At 72.4% G+C, this 12,872-nt stretch carries 10 protein-coding genes and 2 pseudogenes; 6 read left to right on the top strand and 6 right to left on the bottom strand.

The window, feature by feature from the left end:
* A pseudogene (locus BN4251_RS18120) lies at positions 1-851 on the top strand (DNA polymerase III subunit gamma and tau); the annotation flags it as partial.
* Between the two features lie 86 nt (positions 852-937).
* Here the strand turns inward: BN4251_RS18120 and BN4251_RS00010 are convergent.
* A complete protein-coding gene (locus tag BN4251_RS00010; protein WP_087483140.1) occupies positions 938-1,468 on the bottom strand; it encodes a GyrI-like domain-containing protein in 531 nt (176 codons plus the stop codon).
* Between the two features lie 93 nt (positions 1,469-1,561).
* Positions 1,562-2,908, bottom strand: a complete 1,347-nt coding sequence (locus BN4251_RS00015; RefSeq protein WP_087483141.1) for a glycoside hydrolase family 125 protein — start codon at positions 2,906-2,908, stop codon at positions 1,562-1,564.
* 202 nt (positions 2,909-3,110) lie between these two features.
* On the opposite strand from BN4251_RS00015, the gene recR (BN4251_RS00020) reads away from it, so the two are divergent.
* A complete protein-coding gene (recR, locus tag BN4251_RS00020; protein WP_087483142.1) occupies positions 3,111-3,704 on the top strand; it encodes a recombination mediator RecR in 594 nt (197 codons plus the stop codon).
* A gap of 18 nt (positions 3,705-3,722) precedes the next feature.
* Entirely contained in the window at positions 3,723-5,423 is a 1,701-nt protein-coding gene (locus tag BN4251_RS00025; protein WP_087483143.1) for a hypothetical protein, read from the top strand.
* A 9-nt stretch (positions 5,424-5,432) separates the two neighbouring features.
* Here the strand turns inward: BN4251_RS00025 and BN4251_RS00030 are convergent, their stop codons facing one another.
* On the bottom strand, positions 5,433-6,458 hold the full coding sequence (locus BN4251_RS00030) for an ABC transporter permease (RefSeq protein ID WP_140398343.1): 1,026 nt from the start codon (positions 6,456-6,458) through the stop codon (positions 5,433-5,435).
* Between BN4251_RS00030 and BN4251_RS00035 the strand changes: the two genes are divergently transcribed.
* Positions 6,415-7,440 carry an ABC transporter permease gene (locus tag BN4251_RS00035; RefSeq protein ID WP_140398343.1) on the top strand — a complete coding sequence of 342 codons (1,026 nt, stop codon included), beginning with the start codon at positions 6,415-6,417 and terminating at the stop codon, positions 7,438-7,440. The two genes, BN4251_RS00030 and BN4251_RS00035, sit on opposite strands and share 44 nt — an antisense overlap.
* Positions 7,441-7,449: 9 nt before the next feature.
* Here the strand turns inward: BN4251_RS00035 and BN4251_RS00040 are convergent, their stop codons facing one another.
* Positions 7,450-9,150, bottom strand: coding sequence for a hypothetical protein (locus BN4251_RS00040; RefSeq protein ID WP_087483143.1), 1,701 nt, complete (start codon positions 9,148-9,150; stop codon positions 7,450-7,452).
* 18 nt (positions 9,151-9,168) lie between these two features.
* Positions 9,169-9,762 (bottom strand): recombination mediator RecR, encoded by a 594-nt coding sequence (gene recR, locus BN4251_RS00045; protein WP_087483142.1) that lies wholly within the window; start codon positions 9,760-9,762, stop codon positions 9,169-9,171.
* 202 nt (positions 9,763-9,964) lie between these two features.
* On the opposite strand from recR (BN4251_RS00045), the gene BN4251_RS00050 reads away from it, so the two are divergent.
* Positions 9,965-11,311 (top strand): glycoside hydrolase family 125 protein, encoded by a 1,347-nt coding sequence (locus BN4251_RS00050; protein WP_087483141.1) that lies wholly within the window; start codon positions 9,965-9,967, stop codon positions 11,309-11,311.
* Between the two features lie 93 nt (positions 11,312-11,404).
* On the top strand, positions 11,405-11,935 hold the full coding sequence (locus tag BN4251_RS00055; protein ID WP_087483140.1) for a GyrI-like domain-containing protein: 531 nt from the start codon (positions 11,405-11,407) through the stop codon (positions 11,933-11,935).
* A gap of 86 nt (positions 11,936-12,021) precedes the next feature.
* On the opposite strand, the pseudogene BN4251_RS18125 reads toward BN4251_RS00055, so the two are convergent.
* Positions 12,022-12,872 (bottom strand): annotated as a pseudogene (locus tag BN4251_RS18125) (DNA polymerase III subunit gamma and tau); the annotation flags it as partial.

Raw genomic sequence — 12,872 nt, 5'->3', positions numbered from 1 at the left:
CCCCGCAGGCACCCCGCGCCGCCGCGCCCGGCCCCGCACCGGAGCACCGGGACGGCCCGTCCTCCGAGGGCGGCGGACGCTGGTCCGGCGCCCTCGCACAGGCCGAGCAGCACAGCGAAGCATCCGCGCCCGCGGGGGCAGCCGCACCCGCTCCGAGCGGCGAGATCCCCGTCGTCGATGACGAGGGACGCGACTCCCTCCCGCCCGAGGAACCCCGCACCTTTGGCCAGAACGCGCTGAAGCAGGCGCTCGCCGAAGGCCGCGTCGTCCATTCCCGGCCCGCGCAGAGCACCGCCGAACCCGTCGCCAGCCCCTCCGAGTCGATGCAGGACGAGGAGACCGGCGCCCTGCCCAGCGGCGGTGCGTCGCTGTACGCGATGACGCCGTCCGGGTTCGGCTCCGCACCGAGCGCCCTCTCAGCGAGCGCCCCCTCAGCCGACCCCGTCGAGCCCGCCGAGCGCTCCGCCTCCGAGCGGGCCGCTGCGTCGTGGGGCACGGGAGGCTCGATCGCCGCCTCCGGACCGTCCGCGTCGGCCGCACCCTCCGCCCCGTCGGCCGCCACCGCGGCGTCCCCCGCACCTATCGCGCCCACCAGCGCCCCGTCGGCCCCCGCAGCGGTGCCCGCGCGCAGCGGCGCCGCCCTCGCGCGCGAGGCCGCCCAGGCGGCTCAGCGCAGCCGCAGCGCCCGCGCGGCCATGCCGCAGGCGCCGGAGGAGGACGTGGACCCCACCGGCGGGGCGACCCGGGACGATGCGGACGCCGTCACCGCCAACCGCAACGGTCGTGAAGTCATCGAGAAGCTGCTCGGCGGCAAGGTCCTCGAGGTCATCGACGAGAACCGCCCCCGCTGAACACTGCAGAGCTGAACCCCGCGGAGCTGAGCCCCGCTGGTCCCCGCCGTCCGCGCTCCGGCGGCAGCATCGTGGAGCGCTGAGGCTCAGACGTCGCGCGGCTCCAGGAGGCTGAACAGATCCGTGCGCAGCGTGGCCGGATTGATGCCCGGCTCGGGCGGGGTCACGTAGAACTCCCAGAACGGGTAGGTCATCTGCTCCTCGGACTCACCGATCTCCTCGGTGAACGCGCCCCACTTCTCCGCAAGGCCGCCGTAGCCGCCCACGTGCGAGATCCAGCCCACCCGTCCCGCCGGGATCACCGAACCGGTGACCTCGTAGCCGCTGGGCATCGAGAGCGTGCTGGTCAGCGGCGCATCGATCGGGAAACCGACCTCCAGGTCAGCGGTCGCCACCGGTGCGCGATGATGCAGCGCGAACGCCGGACCGATCGGGTGCAGGCCCGCTTCCCGGAGCACCTCGACCAGATGGGAGAAGGTGCCGTCCATGAGCGTCGGCATCTCGTACATCGGGAAGTCCCGCTTCGACACCACAGCGGTGGGGAGCTCGGGCGCCTGCGCCACCTGGCACTCGGTGGCGGGCTGCTCGGCATCGTAGGGATACGGCATCGAGGACATCGATCCAGGTCCTGTTCGGAGTCGACAACGGGCCGTGCAGGAACGCGACGGCCCGAGGTGACCGTACCGCGCCCTACCCGGCTCCGCCACTCCTCAGCGTTCGGCCGGGACCTGCAGGTCGCGGCGGACTCCCGCGAGGTCGAGGGCCAGCTCACAGAACATCGAGTTCGACCACGAGAACCACTCGCGGGTGAACCGCGTCGGATCGTCCACGTGCACGCCCTCGTGCATCATCCCGGTGCCGCCGTCGGTCGCGATCATCTGCTCCAGCAGGCGCAGCTTCTCTGCGCGGTCCGGGCTGGTCAGCCCCTCGACCGCCTTCGCGATCGGCCACACGTGATCGGTGGGGGTGTGCGGCGAGCCGACGCCCTCGAGGAAGCGGCCCGCATAGAAGTACGGGTTGTGCGGGGAGAGCACCGCGGCGCGGGTGGCGCGCTGGACGGGATCGTCGGCCTCCACGCAGCCCAGGTACGGCAAGGAGAGCAGGCTCGGCACGTTCGCATCATCGAGGAAGCGGTGCTCGCCCCGCCCGTCGATCTCGTACGCCCAGATCCGCTGCCCGTCCGGGCCATCGATCAGGCCGTGCTCCGCGAGCGCCGCCCGGATCTCCGCCGCGCGCGTCCGGGCCTCCGCCGCCTCCTCGGGGGCGCCGGCGACCTGCTCGAGCAGCACTGCGAGCCGCTCCAGCGCGAGTGCCAGGAAATGGTTGCCGGGTATGTTGTAGCCCAGCTCGCACGCATCGTCGGAGGGCCGGAAACCCGCCCACACCAGCCCGTTCGGTGTGGTGAGCGAGCCGCGGCCGTCCCGCGCGAGGGTGTCCTGCGCGGGCACGCCGGCCCGCTGGAAGCGGTAGGTCGAGCGCTTTTCGTGGTGCTGCTCGGTCGCGACCGTCGCGAGGATCGCGCGCGCCGCCGGCAGGAAGCGCTCGTCGGCGAAGGAGGTGTCCCCGGTCGCGGTCCACAGCCGCCAGGCCAGATCCGGGCCGTAGGAGAGCGAATCCAGCTCGAACTTCCGCTCCCAGGCCCAGGGGTTGTCGAACTCGGTGACGTCCGCATCCCAGTGCGAGGAGTCCGGCCGACGGTTGAAGGCATTGGCATACGGATCGATCTCGAGGTACTGCCAGTGACGGCGCAGCAGCCCGCTGAGCAGGGAGACCAGCTGCGCCCGCTCCTCGTCGGCCCCGATCCCGGCGGTGACGAGGCGCAGCAGCGGCATCAGCTGCGCGGCCGAGTCCCGCAGCCACATCGCCGGGATGTCGCCGGTGATCACGAAGGTGGTGCCGTCCTCCTCGACGCTCACCGTGGTCTCGGCGGTGTTGCGCAGATAGGCCACCACGCGGTCCGCGATCTCGTGCGCGAGCGGAGGCTCGGCGAGGTCGCCGATACCGGTCAGGACCCTCTCGTGCACGGATTCAAGCAGGGAAGGGGGCAGGGTGACCACGTCGCTCCTCATCGAGGTCGGGGCTGCCGGGTGCCGCAGGGCGCATCCGGTGAGTGCGCGGCACACTGTAGCCGCCCGCGCGCACAGAGATCCGATGTGATCACCACCCGGCGCGGCCGGGGCGTGGCGGGGTGCGGCGATCCGCTCACAGCGCAGGGCCGACGCGCGCCCCACGTCAGAGCCGACAACTACAGTTGTCCCCGTGTACGAAGGCATCGTCCAGGACCTCATCGACGAGCTCGGCAGGCTGCCGGGCATCGGCCCCAAGTCGGCACAGCGGATCGCATTCCATCTGCTGGACGCCGACGACTCCGCCGTGCGCCGGCTCGCCGAGGTGCTGGTCCAGGTCAAGGACACGGTGCGCTTCTGCGAGATCTGCGGCAACGTCTCCGCCGAGCAGGAATGCCGCATCTGCTCCGACCCGCGCCGCACCGAAGAGGTGATCTGCGTGGTCGAGGAGTCCAAGGACATCGTCGCGATCGAACGGATCCGCGAGTTCAAGGGCCGCTACCACGTGCTCGGCGGCGCGATCGACCCCATCGGCGGAGTGGGTCCGAACGATCTGCGCATCACCCAGCTGATGAGCCGCCTCGGCTCCGGCGAGACCACGGAGATCATCCTGGCGCTGGACCCGAACATCGAGGGCGAGGCCACCGCCGCCTACCTCTCGCGCCTGCTCGGGCCGCTCGACCTGACCGTCACCCGCCTCGCGAGCGGCCTGCCGGTGGGCGGCGACCTCGACTACGCCGACGAGATGACCCTCGGCCGCGCCTTCCTGGGCCGCCGCAGCGTCTGAGCCCCGCCAGGAGCCCCGATGACCTCCCCCTACGCCCCGCGGATGCGGCCCCTGCGTGACCTGCCGCCGCCGCGGCGGATCCCGCGCGACTCCGCCGAGCTGGTGCCGCCGGGGGAGATCATCGCCGAGTCCAAGGGTGCGATCCTGCGCCGGCTGATGCAGAGGATCTGGGCGCCCGGCCTGGTGCTGATGGGTCTCTGGTACCTGCTGCTGACGCTCTACGTCGTCGGCGCCTCGCCGACCTTCTGGTTCCTGTCCCTGATCGTCGCGCTCGCGGAGCCGGGCTACTTCCGCGCCACCGTCCTCCAGCTGGGCTTCTCCACCTCGGGGCTGACCCTGGCGTACCTGGTGCTGCCGCTGGTGGCGACCGCGCTGAGCATCGCCCTCGCGCCGCTCGTGCCGCGGCTGCTCGCCGGCCTGCAGCCCCGCCGCTTCCTCACCGAGAAGCAGTTCCAGGACGAGATCGCCACCCGCACCACCGCCGTGCTGATGCTGCCGCCGGCGCTGGTGGTCGCCGTGCTGCCGCTGACCGTGGTGCTGGGCCTGCCGCAGCCCTGGAGCGGGCTCGGCGCGGGACCGCTGTCCTCCTGGTGCCTGGCGCTGCTCGCGCTCCCGCTGGCCTGGATCCTGGTGCGCCGCCTCGTGCCCGCCTCCCGGCTGCTGGGCATCACCGACGTGGCCGCGCTGCAGACCACCGCCCGGATCGGGCCCGACCTCGCAGAGCGCGAGAAGGCGCAGCAGCAGGTGCGTGCGCAGGACCGCCGCCACCTGCCGCCCTCCCTCGGCACCCCCGAGCTGGGCGCGGCCGCGACCCCGCGCGGCGCACTGACCGCCCTCGCCCACATCGCCCGCGCGAGCCTCACCTGGGTGCTGCCCGCGGCCGCCGGGACAGGCTGGATCCTCTTCGGGATCACCGACTTCGTCACCGTCATCGCGGGCATCTCCGCGATGGACCTCACCGAGTTCTCCTCCCCGCTGAGCTGGCAGCACGCCGTGGTGGGACTGCCGGTCACCGCCATCGTGGTGCTCGGGGTGATGCTCGCACCCGCCCTCGCCGTCCCGCTCGCCGCCACCCAGCGCGACCAGGTCACCGACCAGCGCACCTACGAGGACTGGGGTCACCGCGCCCGCGTGAACCCGTGGGAGGCCCGCGTGGTGGCGCTGACCGGCCTGCTCAGTGCCGGCTGGGCGCTGCTGGCGACGATCCTGGCCCTGGTGGTGCTCGCGCTGCTGCAGGCCGCGACCGCCTTCACCTGGGCGCTGGTGGTCACGATCGCCCTCGTGGTGGTGCCGCTGCTCGGGTTCGCGGCGTCCTCCGGGATGAAGCAGGGCCTGCGCGATGTGCTCTACGGACCGGCCGGCGACTACATGCGCCGCACCAGCCCCTACGCTCTGGTCGCCCCCGACATCGGCACCCGTGCGCAGCGCGCCGCGGATCCGGCGGTGCGAGCCGCGCTGCGGAAGCGCCTGCAGGCCGAGGGCGGGGACCACACCCTGGAGATCTTCGACCTCGACGCCGCCGGGGAACGGCTCTGGGTGGACGACAGTGAGCCCGGCGCGAAGGACACAGCCGTGCGCGCCGCGGACCTCGAGCGCGGCCTGCTGCCCGACTTTGGCGGCGAGGGCTCGCAGCTCACAGGCGGCGGGCAGGTGCCGGGCGAGGCTCCGCGGCATGGCATCCCCGACTCCGTCACCGGGCTGCGCGAGCCTCGCCCCTGATCGGACGGCTCAGGCGATCCGGGTGCCCGGGCCCAGGCGCTTGATCGGCACCGCGAGACGCCAGGTCGCGATCGCGACGGACCCCGCGCCCGCCAGCAGCCACAGCCCCATGCCCATCGGCCACACCGGCCGGTTGGGGACCTGCGCCAGATGCTCCGGATACCCCTCCATGTGTGGTCGGCATTCGTTCTCGTGCGCGGGATGGGTGACCGTCGCGGCGTAGCGCATACCGGTCTTGATCAGCCGCAGCACGTCCACGTTCCCCTCGTCCTCGCCCGAGCTCCACGCCGGGATCGAGGGGGAGGGCTCCGCCAGCAGCACCACCGGGTTGCCCCACAGCAGCGGCAGGCTCAGGTCCACCCGCACCACCGAGCGGGTATCGGTGTACGCCTCGCACCTGTCCGGGTCGCGCCCGCTGTCCGAGACGGCATAGGAGTACCGGGTCACCTCGCGGTCCTGCTCGAGGAAGAACGCGGAGCTCGCCCACGTGAACGGCAGCACCACGGTCACCCCGAACACCACCGCGTACGCGAGCACCACCGAGCCCAGCTGCCGGTTCGTCACGGCCGACAGCCCCAGCCCCACCGCCGTCACGCACAGCGTCAGCAGCACGATCACCATCACGCAGCTGAAGAAGTACAGCGGACCGATCCGTCCCAGCAGTGCTATCGGGATCAGCGAGGGCAGGGCCAGCACCAGGAACGCCATCCCGGTGAGGAAGCCGGCCAGCAGCTTGCCCAGCACGATCTCCAGCGCGCTGATCAGGCTCGCCTGCAGCGTCGCGAGCGTTCCGGCGGTGCGGTCGCCGTTGATCGACCCGGCCGAGAGCGCCGGCACCACCATCAGCATCGCGAACAGGACAAGGATGAGCTGCAGGCTGAAGATGACCGCGGCGGTCGACTCGACATCGCCCCAGGAAGCGGCCAGCATCGTGGGCCCCAGACCCAGCGCCCCGATCCCCAGCAGCACCAGCGTCCACACCCCGAGCGCGATGAACCAGCGCTTGGAGCGGATCCGCTCCAAGCGCTGGTTCATCGCGCTCGGGGTGTGGACGCTGGTGCTGCTGGGGATCGGGGCGCTGGGTCTGGGGCCCACGATGCTGGCCGCTTCCTGGGGCGATGTCGAGTCGACCGCCGCGGTCATCTTCAGCCTGCAGCTCATCCTTGTCCTGTTCGCGATGCTGATGGTGGTGCCGGCGCTCTCGGCCGGGTCGATCAACGGCGACCGCACCGCCGGAACGCTCGCGACGCTGCAGGCGAGCCTGATCAGCGCGCTGGAGATCGTGCTGGGCAAGCTGCTGGCCGGCTTCCTCACCGGGATGGCGTTCCTGGTGCTGGCCCTGCCCTCGCTGATCCCGATAGCACTGCTGGGACGGATCGGTCCGCTGTACTTCTTCAGCTGCGTGATGGTGATCGTGCTGCTGACGCTGTGCGTGACGGCGGTGGGGCTGGGGCTGTCGGCCGTGACGAACCGGCAGCTGGGCTCGGTGGTGCTCGCGTACGCGGTGGTGTTCGGGGTGACCGTGGTGCTGCCGTTCACGTGGGCGAGCTCCGCGTTCTTCCTCGAGCAGGACCGCGAGGTGACCCGGTACTCCTATGCCGTCTCGGACAGCGGGCGCGACCCGGACAGGTGCGAGGCGTACACCGATACCCGCTCGGTGGTGCGGGTGGACCTGAGCCTGCCGCTGCTGTGGGGCAACCCGGTGGTGCTGCTGGCGGAGCCCTCCCCCTCGATCCCGGCGTGGAGCTCGGGCGAGGACGAGGGGAACGTGGACGTGCTGCGGCTGATCAAGACCGGTATGCGCTACGCCGCGACGGTCACCCATCCCGCGCACGAGAACGAATGCCGACCACACATGGAGGGGTATCCGGAGCATCTGGCGCAGGTCCCCAACCGGCCGGTGTGGCCGATGGGCATGGGGCTGTGGCTGCTGGCGGGCGCGGGGTCCGTCGCGATCGCGACCTGGCGTCTCGCGGTGCCGATCAAGCGCCTGGGCCCGGGCACCCGGATCGCCTGAGCCGTCCGATCAGGGGCGAGGCTCGCGCAGCCCGGTGACGGAGTCGGGGATGCCATGCCGCGGAGCCTCGCCCGGCACCTGCCCGCCGCCTGTGAGCTGCGAGCCCTCGCCGCCAAAGTCGGGCAGCAGGCCGCGCTCGAGGTCCGCGGCGCGCACGGCTGTGTCCTTCGCGCCGGGCTCACTGTCGTCCACCCAGAGCCGTTCCCCGGCGGCGTCGAGGTCGAAGATCTCCAGGGTGTGGTCCCCGCCCTCGGCCTGCAGGCGCTTCCGCAGCGCGGCTCGCACCGCCGGATCCGCGGCGCGCTGCGCACGGGTGCCGATGTCGGGGGCGACCAGAGCGTAGGGGCTGGTGCGGCGCATGTAGTCGCCGGCCGGTCCGTAGAGCACATCGCGCAGGCCCTGCTTCATCCCGGAGGACGCCGCGAACCCGAGCAGCGGCACCACCACGAGGGCGATCGTGACCACCAGCGCCCAGGTGAAGGCGGTCGCGGCCTGCAGCAGCGCGAGCACCACCAGGGCCAGGATCGTCGCCAGCAGCGCCCAGCCGGCACTGAGCAGGCCGGTCAGCGCCACCACGCGGGCCTCCCACGGGTTCACGCGGGCGCGGTGACCCCAGTCCTCGTAGGTGCGCTGGTCGGTGACCTGGTCGCGCTGGGTGGCGGCGAGCGGGACGGCGAGGGCGGGTGCGAGCATCACCCCGAGCACCACGATGGCGGTGACCGGCAGTCCCACCACGGCGTGCTGCCAGCTCAGCGGGGAGGAGAACTCGGTGAGGTCCATCGCGGAGATGCCCGCGATGACGGTGACGAAGTCGGTGATCCCGAAGAGGATCCAGCCTGTCCCGGCGGCCGCGGGCAGCACCCAGGTGAGGCTCGCGCGGGCGATGTGGGCGAGGGCGGTCAGTGCGCCGCGCGGGGTCGCGGCCGCGCCCAGCTCGGGGGTGCCGAGGGAGGGCGGCAGGTGGCGGCGGTCCTGCGCACGCACCTGCTGCTGCGCCTTCTCGCGCTCTGCGAGGTCGGGCCCGATCCGGGCGGTGGTCTGCAGCGCGGCCACGTCGGTGATGCCCAGCAGCCGGGAGGCGGGCACGAGGCGGCGCACCAGGATCCAGGCCAGCGGGAGCGCGAGCAGCGCCAGGCACCAGGAGGACAGCGGTCCCGCGCCGAGCCCGCTCCAGGGCTGCGGCAGGCCCAGCACCACGGTCAGCGGCAGCACGGCGACCACCAGCGCCGGCGGCAGCATCAGCACGGCGGTGGTGCGGGTGGCGATCTCGTCCTGGAACTGCTTCTCGGTGAGGAAGCGGCGGGGCTGCAGGCCGGCGAGCAGCCGCGGCACGAGCGGCGCGAGGGCGATGCTCAGCGCGGTCGCCACCAGCGGCAGCACCAGGTACGCCAGGGTCAGCCCCGAGGTGGAGAAGCCCAGCTGGAGGACGGTGGCGCGGAAGTAGCCCGGCTCCGCGAGCGCGACGATCAGGGACAGGAACCAGAAGGTCGGCGAGGCGCCGACGACGTAGAGCGTCAGCAGCAGGTACCAGAGACCCATCAGCACCAGGCCGGGCGCCCAGATCCTCTGCATCAGCCGGCGCAGGATCGCACCCTTGGACTCGGCGATGATCTCCCCCGGCGGCACCAGCTCGGCGGAGTCGCGCGGGATCCGCCGCGGCGGCGGCAGGTCACGCAGGGGCCGCATCCGCGGGGCGTAGGGGGAGGTCATCGGGGCTCCTGGCGGGGCTCAGACGCTGCGGCGGCCCAGGAAGGCGCGGCCGAGGGTCATCTCGTCGGCGTAGTCGAGGTCGCCGCCCACCGGCAGGCCGCTCGCGAGGCGGGTGACGGTCAGGTCGAGCGGCCCGAGCAGGCGCGAGAGGTAGGCGGCGGTGGCCTCGCCCTCGATGTTCGGGTCCAGCGCCAGGATGATCTCCGTGGTCTCGCCGGAGCCGAGGCGGCTCATCAGCTGGGTGATGCGCAGATCGTTCGGACCCACTCCGCCGATGGGGTCGATCGCGCCGCCGAGCACGTGGTAGCGGCCCTTGAACTCGCGGATCCGTTCGATCGCGACGATGTCCTTGGACTCCTCGACCACGCAGATCACCTCTTCGGTGCGGCGCGGGTCGGAGCAGATGCGGCATTCCTGCTCGGCGGAGACGTTGCCGCAGATCTCGCAGAAGCGCACCGTGTCCTTGACCTGGACCAGCACCTCGGCGAGCCGGCGCACGGCGGAGTCGTCGGCGTCCAGCAGATGGAATGCGATCCGCTGTGCCGACTTGGGGCCGATGCCCGGCAGCCTGCCGAGCTCGTCGATGAGGTCCTGGACGATGCCTTCGTACACGGGGACAACTGTAGTTGTCGGCTCTGACGTGGGGCGCGCGTCGGCCCTGCGCTGTGAGCGGATCGCCGCACCCCGCCACGCCCCGGCCGCGCCGGGTGGTGATCACATCGGATCTCTGTGCGCGCGGGCGGCTACAGTGTGCCGCGCACTCACCGGATGCGCCCTGCGGCACCCGGCAGCCCCGACCTCGATGAGGAGCGACGTGGTCACCCTGCCCCCTTCCCTGCTTGAATCCGTGCACGAGAGGGTCCTGACCGGTATCGGCGACCTCGCCGAGCCTCCGCTCGCGCACGAGATCGCGGACCGCGTGGTGGCCTATCTGCGCAACACCGCCGAGACCACGGTGAGCGTCGAGGAGGACGGCACCACCTTCGTGATCACCGGCGACATCCCGGCGATGTGGCTGCGGGACTCGGCCGCGCAGCTGATGCCGCTGCTGCGCCTCGTCACCGCCGGGATCGGGGCCGACGAGGAGCGGGCGCAGCTGGTCTCCCTGCTCAGCGGGCTGCTGCGCCGTCACTGGCAGTACCTCGAGATCGATCCGTATGCCAATGCCTTCAACCGTCGGCCGGACTCCTCGCACTGGGATGCGGACGTCACCGAGTTCGACAACCCCTGGGCCTGGGAGCGGAAGTTCGAGCTGGATTCGCTCTCCTACGGCCCGGATCTGGCCTGGCGGCTGTGGACCGCGACCGGGGACACCTCCTTCGCCGACGAGCGCTTCCTGCCGGCGGCGCGCGCGATCCTCGCGACGGTCGCGACCGAGCAGCACCACGAAAAGCGCTCGACCTACCGCTTCCAGCGGGCCGGCGTGCCCGCGCAGGACACCCTCGCGCGGGACGGCCGCGGCTCGCTCACCACACCGAACGGGCTGGTGTGGGCGGGTTTCCGGCCCTCCGACGATGCGTGCGAGCTGGGCTACAACATACCCGGCAACCATTTCCTGGCACTCGCGCTGGAGCGGCTCGCAGTGCTGCTCGAGCAGGTCGCCGGCGCCCCCGAGGAGGCGGCGGAGGCCCGGACGCGCGCGGCGGAGATCCGGGCGGCGCTCGCGGAGCACGGCCTGATCGATGGCCCGGACGGGCAGCGGATCTGGGCGTACGAGATCGACGGGCGGGGCGAGCACCGCTTCCTCGATGATGCGAACGTGCCGAGCCTGCTCTCCTTGCCGTACCTGGGCTGCGTGGAGGCCGACGATCCCGTCCAGCGCGCCACCCGCGCCGCGGTGCTCTCCCCGCACAACCCGTACTTCTATGCGGGCCGCTTCCTCGAGGGCGTCGGCTCGCCGCACACCCCCACCGATCACGTGTGGCCGATCGCGAAGGCGGTCGAGGGGCTGACCAGCCCGGACCGCGCAGAGAAGCTGCGCCTGCTGGAGCAGATGATCGCGACCGACGGCGGCACCGGGATGATGCACGAGGGCGTGCACGTGGACGATCCGACGCGGTTCACCCGCGAGTGGTTCTCGTGGTCGAACTCGATGTTCTGTGAGCTGGCCCTCGACCTCGCGGGAGTCCGCCGCGACCTGCAGGTCCCGGCCGAACGCTGAGGAGTGGCGGAGCCGGGTAGGGCGCGGTACGGTCACCTCGGGCCGTCGCGTTCCTGCACGGCCCGTTGTCGACTCCGAACAGGACCTGGATCGATGTCCTCGATGCCGTATCCCTACGATGCCGAGCAGCCCGCCACCGAGTGCCAGGTGGCGCAGGCGCCCGAGCTCCCCACCGCTGTGGTGTCGAAGCGGGACTTCCCGATGTACGAGATGCCGACGCTCATGGACGGCACCTTCTCCCATCTGGTCGAGGTGCTCCGGGAAGCGGGCCTGCACCCGATCGGTCCGGCGTTCGCGCTGCATCATCGCGCACCGGTGGCGACCGCTGACCTGGAGGTCGGTTTCCCGATCGATGCGCCGCTGACCAGCACGCTCTCGATGCCCAGCGGCTACGAGGTCACCGGTTCGGTGATCCCGGCGGGACGGGTGGGCTGGATCTCGCACGTGGGCGGCTACGGCGGCCTTGCGGAGAAGTGGGGCGCGTTCACCGAGGAGATCGGTGAGTCCGAGGAGCAGATGACCTACCCGTTCTGGGAGTTCTACGTGACCCCGCCCGAGCCGGGCATCAATCCGGCCACGCTGCGCACGGATCTGTTCAGCCTCCTGGAGCCGCGCGACGTCTGAGCCTCAGCGCTCCACGATGCTGCCGCCGGAGCGCGGACGGCGGGGACCAGCGGGGCTCAGCTCCGCGGGGTTCAGCTCTGCAGTGTTCAGCGGGGGCGGTTCTCGTCGATGACCTCGAGGACCTTGCCGCCGAGCAGCTTCTCGATGACTTCACGACCGTTGCGGTTGGCGGTGACGGCGTCCGCATCGTCCCGGGTCGCCCCGCCGGTGGGGTCCACGTCCTCCTCCGGCGCCTGCGGCATGGCCGCGCGGGCGCTGCGGCTGCGCTGAGCCGCCTGGGCGGCCTCGCGCGCGAGGGCGGCGCCGCTGCGCGCGGGCACCGCTGCGGGGGCCGACGGGGCGCTGGTGGGCGCGATAGGTGCGGGGGACGCCGCGGTGGCGGCCGACGGGGCGGAGGGTGCGGCCGACGCGGACGGTCCGGAGGCGGCGATCGAGCCTCCCGTGCCCCACGACGCAGCGGCCCGCTCGGAGGCGGAGCGCTCGGCGGGCTCGACGGGGTCGGCTGAGGGGGCGCTCGCTGAGAGGGCGCTCGGTGCGGAGCCGAACCCGGACGGCGTCATCGCGTACAGCGACGCACCGCCGCTGGGCAGGGCGCCGGTCTCCTCGTCCTGCATCGACTCGGAGGGGCTGGCGACGGGTTCGGCGGTGCTCTGCGCGGGCCGGGAATGGACGACGCGGCCTTCGGCGAGCGCCTGCTTCAGCGCGTTCTGGCCAAAGGTGCGGGGTTCCTCGGGCGGGAGGGAGTCGCGTCCCTCGTCATCGACGACGGGGATCTCGCCGCTCGGAGCGGGTGCGGCTGCCCCCGCGGGCGCGGATGCTTCGCTGTGCTGCTCGGCCTGTGCGAGGGCGCCGGACCAGCGTCCGCCGCCCTCGGAGGACGGGCCGTCCCGGTGCTCCGGTGCGGGGCCGGGCGCGGCGGCGCGGGGTGCCTGCGGGG

The sequence above is a fragment of the Brachybacterium massiliense genome (assembly GCF_900184245.1).
GTDB classification, from domain to species: Bacteria; Actinomycetota; Actinomycetes; order Actinomycetales; family Dermabacteraceae; genus Brachybacterium; species Brachybacterium massiliense.
The sequence above is the reverse complement of the archived record's forward strand: the minus strand, read 5'-3'. Positions and strand labels throughout refer to the sequence as shown.

What these genes read in the sequence shown, in the direction of transcription:
- BN4251_RS00010 (WP_087483140.1), bottom strand. Translation starts at nt 1,468, where the DNA reads ATGTCCTCGATGCCGTATCCCTACGATGCCGAGCAGCCCGCCACCGAG.
- BN4251_RS00025 (WP_087483143.1), top strand. Translation starts at nt 3,723, where the DNA reads ATGACCTCCCCCTACGCCCCGCGGATGCGGCCCCTGCGTGACCTGCCG.
- BN4251_RS00035 (WP_140398343.1), top strand. Translation starts at nt 6,415, where the DNA reads ATGAACCAGCGCTTGGAGCGGATCCGCTCCAAGCGCTGGTTCATCGCG.
- BN4251_RS00030 (WP_140398343.1), bottom strand. Translation starts at nt 6,458, where the DNA reads ATGAACCAGCGCTTGGAGCGGATCCGCTCCAAGCGCTGGTTCATCGCG.
- BN4251_RS00040 (WP_087483143.1), bottom strand. Translation starts at nt 9,150, where the DNA reads ATGACCTCCCCCTACGCCCCGCGGATGCGGCCCCTGCGTGACCTGCCG.
- BN4251_RS00055 (WP_087483140.1), top strand. Translation starts at nt 11,405, where the DNA reads ATGTCCTCGATGCCGTATCCCTACGATGCCGAGCAGCCCGCCACCGAG.